The organism is Acidovorax sp. GW821-FHT09B03, assembly GCF_059418305.1.
Genome location: NZ_JBWKPP010000005.1, coordinates 183,014 through 200,496, shown reverse-complemented (window position 1 = coordinate 200,496; position 17,483 = coordinate 183,014). Strand labels below are relative to the sequence as shown.

At 70.2% G+C, this 17,483-nt stretch carries 15 protein-coding genes; 8 read left to right on the top strand and 7 right to left on the bottom strand.

Translation table 11 applies throughout. The annotated features are described in order from the left end of the window. Positions 1–19 precede the first annotated feature (19 nt). Positions 20–931, top strand: coding sequence for an AraC family transcriptional regulator (locus tag AC07PA_RS11910; protein ID WP_494605579.1), 912 nt, complete (start codon positions 20–22; stop codon positions 929–931). Here AC07PA_RS11910 and AC07PA_RS11905 read toward each other — a convergent pair. The 4 genes from AC07PA_RS11905 to AC07PA_RS11890 all read right to left on the bottom strand — a co-directional run bounded on the left by AC07PA_RS11905 (position 913) and on the right by AC07PA_RS11890 (position 4,810). Beyond that, positions 913–2,064: an AAA family ATPase gene (locus AC07PA_RS11905; protein WP_494605577.1), complete on the bottom strand. Its 1,152-nt coding sequence runs from the start codon at positions 2,062–2,064 to the stop codon at positions 913–915. The genes AC07PA_RS11910 and AC07PA_RS11905 overlap by 19 nt on opposite strands. Before the next feature lie 37 nt (positions 2,065–2,101). Continuing rightward, the gene (locus AC07PA_RS11900) at positions 2,102–2,962 is read right to left on the bottom strand and encodes an RNA ligase family protein (protein WP_494605575.1); all 861 of its coding nucleotides are present in this window, start codon (positions 2,960–2,962) and stop codon (positions 2,102–2,104) included. 396 nt (positions 2,963–3,358) lie between these two features. Next, positions 3,359–3,844, bottom strand: coding sequence for a DUF3617 domain-containing protein (locus AC07PA_RS11895; protein WP_494605573.1), 486 nt, complete (start codon positions 3,842–3,844; stop codon positions 3,359–3,361). 57 nt (positions 3,845–3,901) lie between these two features. After that, positions 3,902–4,810: a LysR family transcriptional regulator gene (locus AC07PA_RS11890; protein WP_494605571.1), complete on the bottom strand. Its 909-nt coding sequence runs from the start codon at positions 4,808–4,810 to the stop codon at positions 3,902–3,904. A gap of 387 nt (positions 4,811–5,197) precedes the next feature. On the opposite strand from AC07PA_RS11890, the gene AC07PA_RS11885 reads away from it, so the two are divergent. Beyond that, positions 5,198–8,803, top strand: coding sequence for a sensor domain-containing protein (locus AC07PA_RS11885; protein ID WP_494605569.1), 3,606 nt, complete (start codon positions 5,198–5,200; stop codon positions 8,801–8,803). A 10-nt stretch (positions 8,804–8,813) separates the two neighbouring features. On the opposite strand, the gene AC07PA_RS11880 is transcribed toward AC07PA_RS11885, so the two are convergent. Then, entirely contained in the window at positions 8,814–9,815 is a 1,002-nt protein-coding gene (locus AC07PA_RS11880; protein WP_494605566.1) for a LacI family DNA-binding transcriptional regulator, read from the bottom strand. Positions 9,816–9,950: 135 nt separating this feature from the next. Between AC07PA_RS11880 and AC07PA_RS11875 the strand changes: the two genes are divergently transcribed. The 3 genes from AC07PA_RS11875 to ruvC are packed head-to-tail and all read left to right on the top strand — an operon-like array spanning position 9,951 to position 12,242. Then, positions 9,951–10,703 (top strand): lysophospholipid acyltransferase family protein, encoded by a 753-nt coding sequence (locus AC07PA_RS11875; protein WP_035206063.1) that lies wholly within the window; start codon positions 9,951–9,953, stop codon positions 10,701–10,703. Position 10,704: 1 nt separating this feature from the next. Continuing rightward, positions 10,705–11,697, top strand: coding sequence for a phosphatidate cytidylyltransferase (locus AC07PA_RS11870; protein ID WP_494605564.1), 993 nt, complete (start codon positions 10,705–10,707; stop codon positions 11,695–11,697). Beyond that, complete coding sequence (gene ruvC / locus AC07PA_RS11865) at positions 11,694–12,242, top strand: crossover junction endodeoxyribonuclease RuvC (RefSeq protein WP_007859696.1); 549 nt, start codon at positions 11,694–11,696, stop codon at positions 12,240–12,242. The genes AC07PA_RS11870 and ruvC overlap by 4 nt, the downstream gene beginning before the upstream one ends. Positions 12,243–12,261: 19 nt before the next feature. On the opposite strand, the gene AC07PA_RS11860 is transcribed toward ruvC, so the two are convergent. After that, the gene (locus AC07PA_RS11860) at positions 12,262–12,750 is read right to left on the bottom strand and encodes a CZB domain-containing protein (RefSeq protein ID WP_007859697.1); all 489 of its coding nucleotides are present in this window, start codon (positions 12,748–12,750) and stop codon (positions 12,262–12,264) included. 201 nt (positions 12,751–12,951) lie between these two features. On the opposite strand from AC07PA_RS11860, the gene AC07PA_RS11855 reads away from it, so the two are divergent. Then, the gene (locus tag AC07PA_RS11855) at positions 12,952–13,980 is read left to right on the top strand and encodes an LLM class flavin-dependent oxidoreductase (RefSeq protein WP_035206056.1); all 1,029 of its coding nucleotides are present in this window, start codon (positions 12,952–12,954) and stop codon (positions 13,978–13,980) included. Positions 13,981–13,984: 4 nt separating this feature from the next. On the opposite strand, the gene AC07PA_RS11850 is transcribed toward AC07PA_RS11855, so the two are convergent. After that, a complete protein-coding gene (locus tag AC07PA_RS11850) occupies positions 13,985–15,118 on the bottom strand; it encodes a serine hydrolase domain-containing protein (RefSeq protein ID WP_494605561.1) in 1,134 nt (377 codons plus the stop codon). A 150-nt stretch (positions 15,119–15,268) separates the two neighbouring features. On the opposite strand from AC07PA_RS11850, the gene AC07PA_RS11845 reads away from it, so the two are divergent. Together AC07PA_RS11845 and AC07PA_RS11840 are read left to right on the top strand one after the other, a co-directional pair. Further along, complete coding sequence (locus tag AC07PA_RS11845; protein ID WP_494605559.1) at positions 15,269–15,949, top strand: response regulator; 681 nt, start codon at positions 15,269–15,271, stop codon at positions 15,947–15,949. Beyond that, positions 15,949–17,340 carry an ATP-binding protein gene (locus AC07PA_RS11840; RefSeq protein WP_494605557.1) on the top strand — a complete coding sequence of 464 codons (1,392 nt, stop codon included), beginning with the start codon at positions 15,949–15,951 and terminating at the stop codon, positions 17,338–17,340. The genes AC07PA_RS11845 and AC07PA_RS11840 overlap by 1 nt, the downstream gene beginning before the upstream one ends. Positions 17,341–17,483: the final 143 nt, after the last annotated feature.

Here is a 17,483-nt window from a genome sequence, read left to right as displayed (position 1 = left end):
TCCCCTACACTCGGGCTCCATGGCCATCCTGGCACCCCCTTCTGCGCGGCAGCCCGACGGACTGATCCCCTCGGGCCAGCTCTGGCTGCCGCACGCCGGCCTCTCGGCCTGCGTGCGCGGCACCATCGTGCGCAGCACGCTGGGCCATGCGCTCAGCGATGCACAGCGCATCAACCGTTTTCCCGCCACGCCGCTGTGCAGCCTGAGCTGGTGGTTCACGGGCCGCAGCGAGTGCCTGGTGCCCGGGCGGGCCGGCAGCATGCCGGACCTGCACAGTCCGCGCGAGCCCTTCGCGGGGCGCTGGGTGCTGGCGGGTCCGCAGACCCGGCCCTCGACCAGTTGGTGCGCCGAACCCACGCACGCCATGATGGTGATGTTCATGCCCGATGCGCTGCACCTGCTCACCGGCCTGGCGCCCGAGGACCTGACCGACCGCACGGTGGACGCCGCCACGCTGCTGCCGCGCGACTGGCTGGCCATGTGCGAGGCGGTGCAGCACCAGGCCGACGATGCGTCCCGCATGGACTGCCTGGAGCGGTTTTTGCTGCCGCGCTGGCAGGCCTGCAGGCCCGGCCCCGCCTCGGCCACGCAGCGCTATGGCGACTGGGCCACGCACCTGGCGCAGCGCGCCGCGCACTCGGCGCCCGGCCGCAGCCTGCGCCAGCTGGAGCGGCGCATCAAGCGCTGGGCCGGCCTGCCGCTGCGCGAGCTGCGCGGCTTCGGCAAGGCCGAGCAGGCCTTCTTCGACACCCTCGCAGCGGACGCGGCCGAGTCCCCAGTGCGCTGGGCCGAGGTGGCCGCGGGCGCCGGCTTTTCGGACCAGTCGCACCTGTGCCGCGTCACGCGGCGCATCACCGGCTATGCGCCGCAGGCGCTGTACGACGGCATTCAGCGCGAGGAGGCGTTCTGGGTCTACCGGATCTGGGTGTAATGCACTGCGTGCGCTTCGGTGGGCAAAGGCACCTCCCAGCGCAGCAGCATCTCCAGCAGGCGCTTGTTGGTCAGCGAGGTGTCACGCCGCTGGTTGCGCGCCAGCAACTGGGCGCGCGGCTGCTCCAGGTACACGACCTCCACTTCGGCATGGTAGGCCAGGCACAGGTCCAGCGTCTTGGCGCGCATCTGGTCCGACAGGTGGGTGGCGTTCCACACGAAGGGCGCGTGCGTGCGCAGCAGGGCCTTGGCCTGCTCCACCGCATGGTGGGCCACAAGGCCCTCGTTCTTGCCGTGGCGCAACCCCAGCTGCGCGCGCGCGTCGTCGAACGACACCACAGGCAGCCGGGGGTGGTGGGCGGCGACCCAGGTGTCCTTGCCCGAGGCCGGCAGGCCGCACATCACCACCACGCGCGAACCCGGCTCCTGGTGCAGCGCATAGTCCGGGTGCACGTTGGCCCCGCGAAAGTAGCACAGGGCCGTGTGCGCGTCGGCAAAGGCGCGCGGCTGGCCGTAGCAGCGCTCCTCGCGCGCCAGCTCACGGAACAGCTCGATGGCGTCGAGCGTGCGCTGCGGGTCGGGGCAGATGCGCCCGCGCATGTCCGCCTCGGCCAGCAGAGCCAGCAGGTGCAGATCCACCTGCCAGGACAGCTGGCGCACGGTGAACTCCGGCGAGCTGCCCTTGCGCGAGGTCTCCAGCGCGAAGAAGGGCACCTGGTGCACGGCGATCAGACGGCAGATGGCCTCGCGCACGGCCAGCGGCGCGCCCGCATCCCACAGCGCGATGCGTGCGTCGATGGAGCCCTTGCGCGAGTGGCCAGGCTGCGAAATGCGGCCTGTGGCCTCGTCCACCACGGTAGTGCAGCACTTGGCCACGTCGTGCAGCAGCGCAGCGAGGAACACCACCTCCTGGTCGGCCCGCGCGAGCGCGGCATAGTCCGCACTGTCCAGCAGGCAGCGCAGCACCATGGCCGTGTGGGTCCACACATCCCCTTCCGCATGGAACACGGGGTCCTGCGGCGTGGTGGCGGCCAGCCGCAGCTGCGGGAAGGCATCGAGGCAGGCGGCCAGATCGGGCGCACCGCCTGCGGCAGGGACCAGGCCCTGCACGTCTTTCCATTCAAACATCGTCATGCAATTCTCCTGGGCGGGCCATGCCCGCCGTTGGGGTTCAGAGGCGTCCGCCGCCCGCCATGGGCCAGCGCTTGTCGACCTCGGGGCCGAACAGGTCCACGCCCGCACGCAGGCGGTTGGGGACCACCGGGCGCTCGCTGTGGTGCGACTGCGAATCAAGGATGGTCTGGATGAAGTCCGGCCGCACGAGCTTGAAGCGCCCCACGGTCCGCCCACCCTCCTCCACCTTGATGTACAGGCCTTCGGCCAGCTCGGACCGGTCGGTCTGCTGCCAGCACAGGGCCCGATCCAGGCCCTGGCGCGCCACCTCGTCCTCGAAAGCGGCGCGCCACTGTCCAGTGCGCGCCAGCGATGGCCCCACCAGGGCCTGCAGTGCCTGCATGCGCGGCGGGGCCCGCCCGGTGTAGAGCACCGGCACCGACACCACGGGCACGCCAGCCAGCAGGGCATGCCGGGCGGGCGTGTCGAGGAAGGCCTCTACCTGACGGTCCCAGACATCGAACTCGCAGAACAGGTGCGGCAGCGCGTCGTAGTAGACCGAGTGCTTGGCGTGCATGAACTCGCCGTACATCACATAGCGGTCTTCGAGCACGCCGAGCAGCCGGCCCTCTTGCGCGCGGGCCCATTGCTTGAACAGGTTGAACTGGCGCTCGCGGCCGCCCAGGCGGTCCACGTCGAGGTAGTGGCCGCGCGACTGCAGCAGCAGTTGGCCCGCGGCGTCGAAGCTCAGGCCGGCATTGGCGGCATCGAGCTTTTCCTCGACCACCAGGGTCTTGCCCAGCAGTTCGGCGTAGGGCACGGGGTCGCCCTTGTCGCCGGGCTGGTAGCGGGAGCCCTGCAAATGGGGCGTACGGGGATATTTCGCGAGTTCGCGGTTGTGCAAAGAGGGTTGCGTCATGGAAGTCTCCGGCAGGCAGGGAACCAGGCAACGGTGCCTGGGACAGGGGCCGAAGACGACGCAGGCGGTCAGCGGGTGACCGGAGATGGCAGGATCAAGGCAGCGGGCTCAGCATCCGGCCGCGATGGCGGCGAGGGAAATACTGGCTGGCTTGTCCGCAGGCCCACACGAGCGGCATAACCCGGGGCTTGAGGCCGCGGGCTTCGTGTGGCGTGTCGTTCAGCAGGAACGAGGGGTGCGGGGCATGTCGGTCTCGCGAGGTGAGGTTTTTGAAAGAGGGCGAATGCTACGGGCGAGCGCTGGTGTTTTCAAGCGCGGCGTGCGGGGATGGTGTTTTATCGCCACAGCCCTGCGTTGTATGCGGCGCCCGCCCTGCTTCGCCAGGCCTGGGCGCCATCAGGGTTTTTTCGCGGTGCCGCCGTCGCAATCGCCCAGGCGCGTCATCCGGACTTCGACCCGCACATCCTGCGCGCCGGGCACGTTGTCCGGTGTGATCCTGCGGGACTGAGAAACGATCCGCGCGTCCGAGATCTCGACCGACATCCGCGTCTCCACGGCACGCCCGCCGGCCTCCTTGCACACCAGGCTCCAGGAAGCGGCTTCGCGGGGGTGTGCTTCGCCCGACACCGTGCAACTGCCGCCGTCCCGCTCGTGGGCCACCTTGCTGGCCGCTGCCGTGAGAAACGGCAGCTTGCGCAGGTCGGCTTCGGACAGGCAGCGCGTATCGGCAGGCTCGGCCCAGCGTTTCTCCACCCCCGACACGGGGTCCGGCAGGAAACCCGTGAAGCGCCGCTCCCACAGCCCCGGCATCGGCTCTGCCGCGGCTGGCCCGGCAAGGAGCACCAGCAGCGCGAGGGCCAGGGGACGTGGAATCATGGTCATGGGCAGGTGGGGTGGAAAGCCGATGCGCCAAGCATACCGCCCGGCGGCGCGCGCCGCTCACGAGGCCTTGGCAGCCGCCTGGCGCAGGCAGTCGATGAACAGCCGGGCGGCCGGTGTCAGGGCCTGGCGGTCCCGGATCACCACGCAGACCTGGGCCGCCGGAAGGGGCTCCGCGACCCCGAGCGCCACCAGCCCCCGGCTGGCGCCCTCGTCCAGGAACAGGTGCGAGGAGACCACGCCGACGGCATCGGTGGCCCGCAGCAGCGACAGGGCGATCGACACGGAGTGGCAGTAGATGATGTCCCGCGGCGGCGGCGTGTGCTGCTGCGCGAACAGCCGGTCCAGCACGTCCATGCCATAGCCGGGTGCCAGCCACAGCGCCTGTGCCAGCGCGGTGACGGAACGCGCACCGGCCAGCGGATGCCCGGTGCGCACCGCCAGCACCGCGGGGATGGAGAACAGGGGCTCCCGCTCCAGGGCGTCCTGGTGCGGCACATCGGCCTGCACGAGCACGGCAAAGTCGTACTCCCCCTCTTTCCAGCCGTCCAGGCGGGTGGGCCAGGTCATCTCGCGCAGCTCCAGCACCACGTCGGGGCGCAGTGCCCGGAAATCGACCAGGGCCTGCGGCAGTACGCTGCTGGCGGCGGCACTCAGGGCGATGCGCAGCCGCCCGCCCTGGCCCCCGCCCATCTGTTCGAGCTCCGCCTGGGCGCTTTGCGCCTCGTGCAGGATGCGCTGGGTCCGCAGCAGCAGGGCTTCACCCGCCGGCGTGAGGCGCACCCCCTTGGCGCTGCGCACGAAGAGATCGACCCCGAGGCCCTGCTCGAGCTCGCGCATGGCGTGCGTGACGGCGGGCTGGGTCAGGCCCAGCCGGCGCGCGGCGGCACGGATGCCGCCACTCTCCGCCACGCAGCGGAATACGCCCAACTGCCGAAGATTAAATTTGATCAGGGAATCGGTCGCCATACCACTCCAGTACCTGTGTATCGGCCCCTGCAACACCGTTGGTGATCAAATTGATTGATCACCCACCGAAGAATCTTGTCTTTTCAATGGTGATTCATTTGCTTACATTCTCACCCCAAGTGCCCATGCAAACCAATAGCGCACTTGTACCGGCCAACCCCCATCCGTGCAGCCTTTTTTCAAGCCGCAGCGGCACCCAGGCCGGGTCGGTGGGTAGAAACATGACCCTCTCGAATCTCAGGCGGTGCGCCACGCAGGGTGGCGCCTTCTTTGCCATGCGCGGGCCGGCACCGGCATCCGGCGCGGTAGAGTGGGGACAGCCCGGACGGCTGCAGGGGCACCGTTGCTCCGCCGCCCGCGCCCCCCATCCAAGGTAAAGAGGACACCATGGGCCTGCTCCCCGAAGACCCCTTGCGGCCTGCCAGCGAAGATGCCGCGGCCCTTGCCCGCCTCGTGCGCCTGCAGCAGGAGATGCTGGCGCTGGACTTTGGCCTGGCCCGCGGCGAAATCCTCGCCCGCATGGCCGGCTGGGCGCGCGCGTTGACCGAGGCTGCGGGTTGCGCCATCTACCTGCGCGAGGACGGCGGCGACTTTCACTGCCGTGCGGTCAGCGGCGAGATCGCGGCGGCGGTGGGCGATGCCCTGGCCTGGCCCGGCGCAGCCCCCGACCGGTCCAGCCCCGGCGACCACAGCCACCCGGCCCTGCTCTGGACCGATGTCGCACAGGCCGGCGCACCGGTGTCCCTGCTGATGGCCCCGCTGCGCACCGCCGCCGCCGACGTCCTCGGCTGGGTCTGCGCGGTGTCCGGCCCGCGGGGTGCCTTCACCGAGCCGGCGCTGCCCGGCCTGCAGGTCCTGGGGGAATCGCTGGGCGCCACCCTCGCTCGGCATGGCACCACGTCGCAATGGCGGGCCTCGGGGGAACAATACCGGCTGCTGTTCGACCACAACCCTTTTCCCATGTGGGTGTCGGACCTGCGCTCGCGCCAGATCCTGGCCGTGAACCAGGCGGCGGTGCTGCACTACGGGTACAGCGAGCAGGAGTTTCTCGCCATGGACGTGCGGGACCTGTGGCTGCCCGAGGACAGCCCCGAGTGGGAAAAGACCCTGCGCAGCACGGAGGAGGTGCAAAAGGTCACCGGCATCAAGCGGCGCCATCGGCGCAAGGATGGCTCGGTCATCGACACAGAGATCTCGGCCGACCTGGTCGATTTCAATGGCCGGCGCGCCCGCCTGGTGCTCGCCAACGACGTGAGCCTGCGCGTGCGCGCCGAGCGCGAACTGGCCCGCGCCAACCGGGCCCAGCGCATGCTGAGCGCCTGCAACGAGGTGCAGATCCGGGCCGGCACCGAGCAGGCCCTGATCGAGGAGGTCTGTCGCATCACGGTGGAGATCGGCGGCTACGACATGGCCTGGGCCGGGTGGCTGCGCGGCGGCGGCAGCCTGCAACTGGCCGCCCGGGTCGGAGACGGCAGTGGCCTGCTCACGACCCTGGAAGGCGCCTGGGACGACCCCTCGCAGGCCGGCCTGCGCCGCACCATCGAACAGGCGCTGGCCAGCGGGCAACTGGCGGTGGCCGAGAACCTGGCCCACCTGCCAGCGCCTGAACCCTGGGCGCGCATGGCGCTGGCGCACGGCTTTCTGGGCGCGGCCTTCCTGCCCCTGGGCCGCGCCGGTGGCGCGCTGGGCCTGCTGGGCCTGTGCGCCAAGGAGCCGGTGGTGATCGGGGCCGAAGAGGCCAAGCTCCTGCAGGACCTGGCCAACGACCTGGCGTTCGGCATCGAAGGCCTGCGTGCCCAGGCCCGCCAGCAGGCCCTGCAGGCCGCGGTGGCGAAGGTCGCGGCAGCGGTCTCCGCCGGCACGGGGGCGGCCTTCTTCGAGCAGCTGGTGCGCAGCGGCACCGAGACGCTGGGGGCCTGTGGAGGCTTCGTGGCACGCCTGCGCACAGGTGGAGAGAACCGGCCGGCCCAGGCGCCGCAGGCCCATATGCTGGCGGCGCTGGCGCAGGACCGGGCCGTCGCCGACTTCGACTTCGCCCTGGAAGGATCGCCGCTGGCACCGGCCCTGCGGGAGACGCACGGCACCGTGCAAGGGGCGGTGGTGGCGCAGTTCGCGACCCGGCTGCTGCCAGGGCTGCAGGCCCACACCTGCATCTGGCGCCGGCTGGACAGCGCATCGGGCCGCCCGCTGGGCGCGATGGCCCTGCTGTTCGACAGCAGCCGCGAGCTCGATGCCATGATGGCGTCCACGCTGCACATTTTCGCCACGCGCGCGGCGGCCGAGATCGAGCGCCAGGAGGCCGACGCGCAGATCCGCGACCAGGCGTCGCTGCTGGACAAGGCCCAGGACGCCATCATCGTGCGCTGCCTGGAGGACCGGGTGCTGTTCTGGAACCGCAGCGCACAGCGCCTCTACGGCTGGACGCCACAGGAGGCCATCGGCCGCTCGATCTCGCACCTGCTCTACGACGATGCCCACGCCTACCAGCAGGCGATCCGCAACGTGCTGGCCCTGGGGGAGTGGAACGGTGAATTCACCCAGCACCGCAAGGATGGCAGCACCCTCACGGTGGAGGCGCACTGGACGCTGGTGCGCGACGAGCACGGCATGCCGCGCTCGATCCTGGCCATCAACACCGACATCACGCAGCGCAAGGTGACCGAGCTGCAGATACAGAAGCTCGCGTTCTTCGACCCGCTGACCGGCCTGCCCAACCGCATCCGGCTGGTCGACCGGCTGCAGCACGCGCTCGTCGCGAGCGCACGCAACGGCCGTGGGGGCGCCCTGCTGTTCATCGACCTGGACAACTTCAAGACCTTGAACGACACGCTCGGGCATGACAAGGGCGACCTGCTGCTGCAGCAGGTCGCCACGCGCCTGAAGGGTTGCGTGCGCGAGACCGACACGGTGGCACGCCTGGGCGGCGACGAGTTCGTCGTGATGCTGGAGCAGCTCAGCGGGAGCGCGAGCGAGACCGCCGTGCAGGGCCGCACGGTTGCAGAGAACGTCCTGAACGCCTTGAACCAGCCGTTCGACCTGATGGGCTACGAGCACCGCGGCACCTGCAGCATCGGCATAGCGCCCTTCGCCCAGACCGAGGAGGTGGGCGAGCTGCTCAAGCGCGCGGACCTGGCCATGTACCAGGCCAAGACCGCAGGCCGCAACACCCTGCGCTTCTTCGACCCCGACATGCAGCAGGCCATGACGGCCCGCGCCGCGCTGGAAAGCGACCTGCGCCAGGCGCTCGCACAAAACGAGTTCCTGCTGCACTGGCAGCCCCAGGTGGACAGCCAGGGCGAGATGCTGGGCGTCGAGGCGCTGCTGCGCTGGAAGCACCCGCAGCGCGGCATGGTGTCGCCGGCGGTGTTCATCCCGCTGGCCGAGGAGACGGGCAGCATCCTGCCCCTGGGCCGCTGGGTGCTGGAGGCCGCGTGCGCACAGATCGCCGCGTGGTCGGCCCGGCCGGAGACCGCCGGGCTCACCGTCGCAGTCAATGTCAGCGTGCTGCAGTTCCGCCACCCCGACTTTGTCGACCAGGTGCTGGCCGTGCTCGACAAGGCCGGCGCCAACCCGCGCCGGCTCAAGCTCGAGCTCACCGAAAGCCTGCTGGTCAGCGACATGGAGGAGACGGTCACCAAGATGGCTGCCTTGAAGCGCCGCGGCGTCTGCTTCTCGCTCGACGACTTCGGCACCGGGTACTCGTCGCTCTACTACCTCAAGCGCTTGCCGCTCGACCAGCTCAAGATCGACCAGTCCTTCGTGCGCGACCTGCTGAGCGACCCCAACGATGCCGCCATCGTGCGGACCATCGTGGCACTGGCCCAGAGCCTGGGGCTGCACGTCATCGCCGAGGGGGTGGAGAACGAGAGCCAGCAGCAGTTCCTGGCCGAACACGGCTGCCACGCCTACCAGGGCTATCTGTTCAGCCGGCCCCTGGCGGCCGACCAGCTCAAGGCCTTTCTCGAAACCCGCACGACGGCCCACACGCCCTAGCAGGCCGTGTTCAGGCGCTGGCGCGTGAGACGATCTCGAAGCCGATGTCGACGATGGGCGTGTCGACCGTGCGGCCTTCCGCGCGGTCGTCGATGAACTGCGCCGCCGTGCGGCCGATGCGGGTGCCGTCGATGCGCACCGTGGTCAATGCCGGCTGCAGGCTGGCGGCGAACTCCAGGTCGCCCAGGCCCACGACGGCCAGTTGCCCGGGCACCGACAGGCCGCGCGCCTGGGCCTCGATCAGCACCCCCAGGGCCAGCATGTCCGAACTGCAGAACACCGCATCGGTCCCGGGGTGGGCGGCCAGCGCCGCCACCAGCCCGCTGCGCCCCGACCCCAGCGTGGTGGGCGCCGGCACCAGCACCGCCGGCACCTCGGCCGCCAGGCCCAGCTCCCGGGCCGCGCGCCGGAACCCGCCCATGCGCAGGCGCGCCCGGTCATCGTTGGCACCGAGCAGCAGGGGCTGGCGGTAGCCGCGCTGGTACAGGAAATGGCAGACCGACTCGCCGATGCGCTCGTGCGAGAAGCCCACCAGCATGTCGATGGGGGTGGGTGTCAGGTCCCACGTCTCGACCACCGGAATGCCCGCAGCCAGCAACTGGCGCCGACCTTCCACCGAATGCATGATGCCGGTCAGCACGATGCCATCGGGCCGGCGCCGGATGATGGCGTCGAGCAGCGCGTCCTCGCGCGAGGCGTCGTAGCCGCTCTGGCCGAGCATCAGCTGGTAGCCTCGCTCGTCCAGCGCCTGGTTCAGCGCGCGCACGGTTTCCTGGAACACCGGGCCCGTCAGCGTCGGCAACACTGCGGCCACCAGCCGGGCACGCGAGGAGCGCAGGCCACCCGCCATGCCATTGGGAACGAAGCCCGTCTGGCTGACCACCTCGCGCACCTTGAGCAGCGTGGCGGGGGCCACGCGCTCGGGATGGTTCAGCGCGCGTGACACCGTCATGGCGGACACGCCGGCCATGCGGGCGACATCGTGGACGGTGAAGACTTGGGGCTTTTTCATGGAGCAGCGTGGGCCCGGATGATACTGTCGCGCCGCAGCCAGGGTCCAGTGGCCGGCCCCCGCAGTCTGGCGGGCGACCGCCGCCTGTGGCCCGGCTCGCCAAGGGCGCGCGGGTTCGCCCGTATCATCCGCGCCATGCTTGCCAAGTTGATGAGTCTCCTCCTTCTGGGAATAGTGCGGTTCCTGACCGGCTCCCAGGCCCGCTGGTATGGTTGCCCGCCCAAGGCGGAGCAGCGCATCTACTTCGCCAACCACCAGAGCCATGCCGACATGGTGCTGATCTGGGCGGCCCTGCCCGAGGAATTGCGCAGCATCACCCGCCCGATCGCCGCCAAGGACTACTGGACCAAGACACCGTTTCGCCAGTGGATCACCACCGCCGTGTTCAATGCGGTGTATGTGGACCGCCAGGCCACGCCGGCACGCCCGGCGCCTGTGGAGGCGGCACCGGTGGGCGCGGCCCTGCCCGAGGCGGAAACCGCTGCCGCCGGCGGGCCGGACCCGGCACCCGAGGCACCGCCCCGACCGCCGACCCCCGAGGAGCTGCGCGCGGCGCTGCCCGAGAACGACCCGCTCGCGCCGCTGGTGAAGGCGCTGCAGAGCGGCGACTCCATCGTGATCTTTCCCGAGGGCACGCGCGGCCATGGCGAGGAGCCCCAGCCCTTCAAGTCCGGCCTGTACAAGCTGGCGCAGATGTTCCCGCAGGTGGTGCTGGTGCCGGCCTGGATCAACAACGTGCAGCGCGTGATGCCCAAGGGCGAAGTCGTGCCCGTGCCCATCCTGTGCTCGGTGACCTTCGGCGCGCCGATCGAGCTGGCCGCCGACGAAGAGCGCCGGCCGTTCCTGGACCGCGCGCGCCGCGCGGTCATCGCTTTGCGGGAAGTGTGAAATGAACAACTTTCTTCGCAATCTCACCGCGACCCAGCAGATTGGTGCCCTGTTCCTGGTGGTGTTCGGCATCCTGTCGATCACCACCATTTGGGCCTACGCGCGCATGCTGCGCGAGCAGTCCAGCGACGACCCGCAGGCCGAGGCCGAGGCCCTGGAGGCCAAGCGCTTCTGGGGCCTGCTCAAGACCTCCTGGGTCATGGCCACCGTGTTCTGGATCGGCTGGGCGCTGGGTGACGCCGTGGCCACCGTGCTCTTCGCCATCGTGGGCTTTTTCGCGCTGCGCGAGTTCATCACGCTCTCGCCCACGCGCCGGGGCGACCACCGCAGCCTGGTGCTGGCCTTCTTCGTGGTGCTGCCGCTGCAGTTCTGGATCGTGGGCAGCCGGCATTTCGACCTGTTCACGGTGTTCATCCCGGTCTACGTGTTCCTGGCGCTGCCCGTGGTGAGCGCGCTGGCTAACGACCCGCAGCGCTTCCTGGAGCGCAACGCCAAGCTGCAGTGGGGCATCATGGTCTGCGTCTACGGCATGAGCCATGTGCCGGCGCTGCTGCTGCTCGACTTCCCGGGCTACAAGGACAAGGGCGCCTTCTTGGTGTTCTTCCTGGTGTTCGTGGTGCAGACCTGCATGGTGGTGCAGCATCTGCTGGGCCGGCGCTTTCCGCACAAGCCCGTGGCGCCCCAGGTGAGCCAGAGCTTCCAGTGGGTGAGCTGGCTCGCAGGCGTGGCCGTGGGGGGCCTGGTGGGTGGCCTGCTGACCTTCATCACCCCCTTCAAGCCCGGCCAGGCGCTGGGCATGGCCCTGCTGGCCTGCGTGGCCGGCAGCCTCGGGCACCTGGTGATGAAGGCGCTCAAGCGCGACCGCGGCATCACCAGCTGGGGCATGCAGGGCATGTCGGTCACGGGGGCCGGTGGCCTGCTCGACCGGGTCGACGCGCTGTGCTTCGCGGCACCGGTGTTCTTCCATTCGGTGCGCTGGTACTTCGGGCTATGAGGATCCTGGGGATCGATCCGGGCCTGCAGACCACGGGCTTCGGCGTGGTGGACATGGACGGCCACCGACTGAGCTACGTGGCCAGCGGCACCATCCGCACGACCACGCTGGCCCTGGGCGACCTGCCCGGGCGCCTGAAGATGCTGTTCGACGGCATCACCGAGGTGGTGGCGCGCTACCAACCCGATACTTCCTCGGTCGAGATCGTCTTCGTCAACGTGAACCCACAGTCCACCCTGCTGCTGGGCCAGGCCCGCGGTGCCTGCATCACCGCGCTGGTGGCCAGCAACCTGCCCGTGGCCGAGTACACCGCGCTGCAGATGAAGAAGGCCGTGGTCGGCCATGGGCGTGCGACCAAGCCCCAGGTGCAGGAAATGGTGCGCCGCCTGCTGAGCCTGCCCGGCCTGCCCGGCACCGACGCCGCCGACGGCCTGGGCATGGCCATCACCCACGCCCATGCGGGCGCTGCCATGGCCCGCTTGAGCGAGGTCGGGACGCTGCAACGCCGCCAGCACGCCATGTACAAGGGCGGCAGGAGTTACTGAGCCGGAAAGGCGTCGCAGTTCAGCTGCTGCCGAGGCCTCGCTTGAGTTCTTTCAGCAGCAGCAGCACCTGGTTCGACGCATGGCGGCAGCTGCTGTTGAGCAACTGCACGGCCTGGGGCTTTTGCCCCGCCTGGAACAGGGTGACCACAGCGGCCGCCTGCTGGTGGAAGTACTTGTGGCGCGCCACCAGCATGCCGAAGGCCGGGTAGTGGCCCAGCCGCACGCGGCCCGTGCCGTTGAGCCAGCGGCCCAGGTCGCAGCGGTCGTCCTGGCAGATGCGCTCGGGGCGCATGACCTCGTTGGAACGGCCATTGATCATGTCCTGCAGCTGCAGGCGCCAGCGCTCATGGCTGGAAATGGCCGCGTCGATATCGATCTCGGTCATGAGCATGGTGGCGTACTCCGCGTCCAGCACGAGTTCGCTGCCGTTGTCTTCCATGGCCCAGGTGGTGTCTGGACTGGTCGGGTCCTGCTCCCGCATCTTGAACAGTCGGCTGAAGAAACCCATTTTCCATCCCGTTTTTTGGTGTGCGGGCGGGCCCCTGTGCAAGAGACGCCACGCCATTTGAAACATTCTGTGTAGCGTTTTGCCTTTTGGCTACCAAAAAATCGCATACCCCTGTCGGCGTGTGCAGTGCAGCCCTGCTGCCAGCCTCGGCTCTCGGCCCCGGTGCAAGCGGTACCGGCCGTGCCGGACCACAATGGGCACATGACTGAACCTGTTTCCCCCCGCACCGCCCTGTCCATGCTGGACCTGGTTGCCGTCCGCGACGGCGGCACCGTGGCCGAGGCGCTGCAGATCGCCCTGCGCACCGCACAGCACGCCGAAAAGCTCGGTTTCGCCCGCTACTGGCTGGCCGAGCACCACAACATGGCAGGCATCGCCAGCTCGGCAACCGCCGTGCTGGTGGGGCACATCGCGGGCGGCACCTCGCGCATCCGCGTGGGGTCGGGCGGCGTGATGCTGCCCAACCATGCGCCGCTGGTGGTGGCCGAAGCCTTCGGCACGCTGGCCGAGCTCTACCCCGGCCGCATCGACCTGGGCCTGGGCCGCGCGCCCGGCACCGACCCGGCGACCATGCGCGCGCTGCGCCGCAGCCGCGTGGAAACCGCCGACGACTTTCCGCAGGACGTGGCCGAGCTGCAGCGCCTGTTCTCCCCGGCTGAACCGGGCCAGCGCCTGGTGGCCACGCCCGGGGCCGGAACGAACGTGCCGATCTGGCTGCTGGGATCGAGCCTGTTCTCGGCGCAGCTGGCGGCCGAGCGCGGCCTGCCCTATGCCTTCGCCTCGCATTTCGCGCCGCGCCTGCTGCACCAGGCCATCGACCTGTACCGCAACCTGTACCGCCCCTCGGCCGCCTGGCCCAAGCCCTACCTGGCCATCGGCGTGCCGCTGATCGCGGCACCGACCGACGAGGAGGCCGAGTTCCTGGCCAGCAGCACCTACCAGCGCGTGCTGGGCATCCTCACCGGCGACCGGCGCCTGCTGCTGCCGCCGGTGGAGAACTTCGCGGCACGCCTGCAGCCGCAGGAGCGTGCCGCCATCGGCGACTTCCTGGCGGCCGCGGTGATCGGTGGGCCCGAGACGGTGCAGGCCGGCCTGGCCGACCTGGTGCGTGAGACCGGCGCCAACGAGTTGATGCTGGTGAGCGACGTGTACGACCCGGCGCTGCGCCTGCGTTCGCTGGAGATCGCGGCGCAGGCCCATGCGGCGCTGCAGGCCGGCGTACCGGCCTGAAACCTCAGCGTTGCGCCTGCAGGGCGCGCGCCACCGGCATCGCCACCTCCAGGTAGGTGGCTTCAAGGTCCGGCGCATTGCGCGCGACCACCACGGTCAGCCGGCGCACAGGGTCGTAAAGAATCGCGCAGGAATAGCCGGCGGTGGAGCCCCCATGGCCCAGGAACACCGTGCCATCGGGCAACTGGTGGCGCATGACCCCCAGGCCGTAGGCATAGGCCATGTCGCCGATGGGCTCGGCCGGCACGAAGCGCAGCATTTGCGCCAGGGTGCCCGGCAGGCGATAGAGCTCGCCGCCGAACAGCGCGGCGGCAAAGCGCGCCAGGTCGGCCGTGGTCGTCACCAGGGCATGGCCGCCTGCCGCACCGGCCATCGAGGGGGAGATGCGGCTGACATCCAGCAGGCCTGCGCCTGCCATGGGCTGGTAGCCATGGGCGAACGGCGTTGGCATCTCCAGGTCCGCAGGCTCGGGCAGCGAAGAATCGGCCAGGCCCAGGCGGGTGAGCAGGCGCTCGCGCACCTGGCTGCGCCAGCTCTTGCCCGTGGCCTGCTCGATCACCAGGCCGAGCAGGATGTAGTTGGTGTTGGCATAGGCATGTTCGCCAGGCAGCCGCTGGCCCTCCAGCAGCGCCATGTCCAGGTACTCCTGTTCGCTGCGCAGGCGCGCCGGCTGGGCCAGCACATCGGCGTCATGGGCTTCGCTGAAGGCCGTGTCGCCCAGTCCGCTGGTGTGGTTGAGCAGGTGTTCCAGGGTGATGGCGCCGCGGTGCTCGAAGCCGGCGATGCGCCCGGCCGGCAGCAAGCGGGTGAGCGGCGTGCCGAGCGCCAGCCGCCCCTCCTCAACCAGCTGCAGCACCACCGTGGCGACCATCAGCTTGAGGACGCTGCCGGCGCGAAAGCGGTCTTCGGGCCGCATGGGGGTGGCCGGCGCCACCGCCCCCAGGCCCGCGGCGTAGCGGGTGGTGCGCCCCGAGGCGTCCCGCACCGCCACCAGCGCCCCGGGTGGCGCGGCAGGCGGTACCGCCTGCTCCAGCAGGGCCTGGACCGCGGCGTGCTCGCGGGACGGGGCGTCGTCGCCGCCGCCACAGGCGGACAGCAGGGCCCCGACAAGCAACAGGGCGATCAGGGAAAGGGGCATCGTTCGGACAAGGCGCACAGCGGTCGCTCCATGGGGTGGTGGAAAACCTGCGCATGCTAGGCAGGGCTTCCTTTGCGCCCGCTTTGCCCGCCTGGCATAAGCTTCGCCCCACCTAAGAACGTGTTTACGATCTAAGAAGGGACTTCCGACATGCACCTCCTTCTCATCGAAGACGACCTGGACCTGGGCAGCGACCTGCAGAAGGCCCTCAAGGCCCATGGGCTGAGCAGCGAATGGGTGCGCAGCCTCGGCCAGGCCCGGGCCCTGTGCGAGGCCAGCGGCGACGAGCCCCTGCCCTTTGCCTGCGCCGTGCTCGACCTGGGCCTGCCCGACGGCGAAGGCCTGTCCCTGCTGCGCGGCTGGCGGCGCACCGGGATCGCGTTGCCGGTCATCGTGCTGACCGCGCGCGATGCGCTGGAGATGCGCATCGCCGGGCTCGATGCAGGAGCCGACGACTATGTCATCAAGCCCGTGCAGGTGGCAGAACTGGCGAGCCGGATCCAGGCCGTGACGCGGCGCGCAGCCGGGCAGTCGTCGAGCACCTGGAGCGTGGGCCCGCTCACCATCGACATGCGCCAGCGCGAGGTGCGCACCGAAGACGGGCCGGTGCCGCTGTCGCCACGCGAATTCGCCATCGTGGTCGAACTCGCGCGCCACGGTGGCGACGTGGTGCCCAAGCACCGGCTGGCACGGGCCCTGGCGCCCCTGGGCGAGCCGATGGAGTTCAGCGCGCTCGAATGGCATATCCACAACCTGCGCCGCAAGCTGGGCGAGGACTGCATCCGCACCATGCGTGGCGTGGGCTACCGCATCGCCGGGCTGCAGCCATGATGGCGCTGCCCTCCCTGCTGCGCCCGTCCATCGCCCGGCGCCTGTTGCTGTCGCTGCTGCTGGCCTGTGCACTCGTCTGGGTGGCGATCTACGCGCTCGGCCACTCCATGGTCTATGCTCGGGAAACAGGCAGCTTCGACCGCGAGATGCTGGCCCTGGCGCGCAGCATCGACCGCCTGGCCAGCGCTGCCGCAGGCGACGGGGCGCGTTTCACGGCGGCGCTCGAAGGCCTGGACGCGCGCATCCAAAGCGATACCGAGTTGCTCAGCTACCCCGAAGGATTCCTCGGGTTCCGGGTGCGCGATACACAGGGGCGGCTGCTGGCACAGGGCGGCAGCGTGGCCGATACCCCGGCGGACGGCCCCGAGGGCTATGCCGACCAGGGCGGCGCCCAGCCCCACCGCGTCTACCGGCTGCGCTCGGCCGATGGGCGCTACCGGATCGAGGTGACCCAGTCCCTGCACAGCCGGCACCTGAACTTCGACTCGGTGATGATCAGCAGCGAGGGGCTGCTGCAGCCCTTGCTGGTGGCTTTTCCCCTGGTGCTGCTGCCGGTCTGGGTGTCGGTGCACACGGGCCTGCGCCCGCTGCGCCAGCTGTCCCGCGAGCTCGCGCAGCGGTCGCCTGGGAACCTGGAGGCGCTGGCGGTGAGTGCGCCCCATGCCGAACTGGCACCGGTGGTGCGCGAACTCAATGCCACGCTGGCGCGGCTGCGCGCACTGCTGCAGCGCGAGCGCAACTTCCTCGCGGATGCGGCGCACGAGCTGCGCACCCCGCTGGCCGTGATCGGCACGCAGCGCGACCTGCTGCTGCACAGCGCCAGCGACGAGGAGCGCCGCGCGGCGGCCGAGCGCCTGGGCAACGGCGTCGAGCGCGCCGGCCGCCTGGTGGGGCAGTTGCTGGCGCTCGCACGGCTCGATGCGGACGCGGCGCACGCGCCTGCCGCCGTGGACCTGGCGGACATCGCCCGCGACTGCCTGGCGGCCCACGCGGGCCCGGCGGCGGCGCGGGACGTCGAGCTGTGCTACCTCGGGCCCGACCGGCTGCCCAGCCGCGGGCCGCTGCAGGTGTTCGAATCCATCACCGACAACCTGGTCGGCAATGCCATCCGCTATGGCCGCCATGGCGGGCGCGTGGAGTTGCAACTGGGCCAGCATGTCGGGCGCCTTGTGCTCGAGGTGCGTGACGACGGCCCCGGCATTGCCCCGCAGTTGCGCGAAGCGGTCTTCGAACGCTTCGTGCGCGGACCCGATGCCGGCGCGAGCGGTTCCGGTCTGGGGCTGGCCGTGGTCCGGTCAGCGGCACGGCGCATTGGCGCGGGCGTGGAAATCGGGGCCGGTATCGGCGGAAAAGGCGTCTCTTTCCGTGTGCAATGGGCGTCCCCGCCGTAGCGCAGGGATCTGCAACGCAGCGCGGCGCATCGGCGCCATGTAAGGTTTGAGGACAAGCTTGCGGGGCAACATGCCGGTTGCCGCTACCATCGTGGCTGACGAGGGTGCCCCTTCGTGCACTTCCCAACCGCCCACCCACCACC

Bases quoted from the DNA above. Each gene is read 5' to 3' on its own strand.
- AC07PA_RS11885 (WP_494605569.1), top strand. From the start codon at position 5,198: ATGGGCCTGCTCCCCGAAGACCCCTTGCGGCCTGCCAGCGAAGATGCC.
- AC07PA_RS11880 (WP_494605566.1), bottom strand. From the start codon at position 9,815: ATGAAAAAGCCCCAAGTCTTCACCGTCCACGATGTCGCCCGCATGGCC.
- AC07PA_RS11875 (WP_035206063.1), top strand. From the start codon at position 9,951: ATGCTTGCCAAGTTGATGAGTCTCCTCCTTCTGGGAATAGTGCGGTTC.
- AC07PA_RS11855 (WP_035206056.1), top strand. From the start codon at position 12,952: ATGACTGAACCTGTTTCCCCCCGCACCGCCCTGTCCATGCTGGACCTG.
- AC07PA_RS11860 (WP_007859697.1), bottom strand. From the start codon at position 12,750: ATGGGTTTCTTCAGCCGACTGTTCAAGATGCGGGAGCAGGACCCGACC.
- AC07PA_RS11910 (WP_494605579.1), top strand. From the start codon at position 20: ATGGCCATCCTGGCACCCCCTTCTGCGCGGCAGCCCGACGGACTGATC.
- AC07PA_RS11845 (WP_494605559.1), top strand. From the start codon at position 15,269: ATGCACCTCCTTCTCATCGAAGACGACCTGGACCTGGGCAGCGACCTG.
- AC07PA_RS11870 (WP_494605564.1), top strand. From the start codon at position 10,705: ATGAACAACTTTCTTCGCAATCTCACCGCGACCCAGCAGATTGGTGCC.
- AC07PA_RS11905 (WP_494605577.1), bottom strand. From the start codon at position 2,064: ATGACGATGTTTGAATGGAAAGACGTGCAGGGCCTGGTCCCTGCCGCA.
- AC07PA_RS11895 (WP_494605573.1), bottom strand. From the start codon at position 3,844: ATGACCATGATTCCACGTCCCCTGGCCCTCGCGCTGCTGGTGCTCCTT.
- AC07PA_RS11890 (WP_494605571.1), bottom strand. From the start codon at position 4,810: ATGGCGACCGATTCCCTGATCAAATTTAATCTTCGGCAGTTGGGCGTA.
- AC07PA_RS11840 (WP_494605557.1), top strand. From the start codon at position 15,949: ATGGCGCTGCCCTCCCTGCTGCGCCCGTCCATCGCCCGGCGCCTGTTG.
- AC07PA_RS11900 (WP_494605575.1), bottom strand. From the start codon at position 2,962: ATGACGCAACCCTCTTTGCACAACCGCGAACTCGCGAAATATCCCCGT.
- ruvC (WP_007859696.1), top strand. From the start codon at position 11,694: ATGAGGATCCTGGGGATCGATCCGGGCCTGCAGACCACGGGCTTCGGC.
- AC07PA_RS11850 (WP_494605561.1), bottom strand. From the start codon at position 15,118: ATGCCCCTTTCCCTGATCGCCCTGTTGCTTGTCGGGGCCCTGCTGTCC.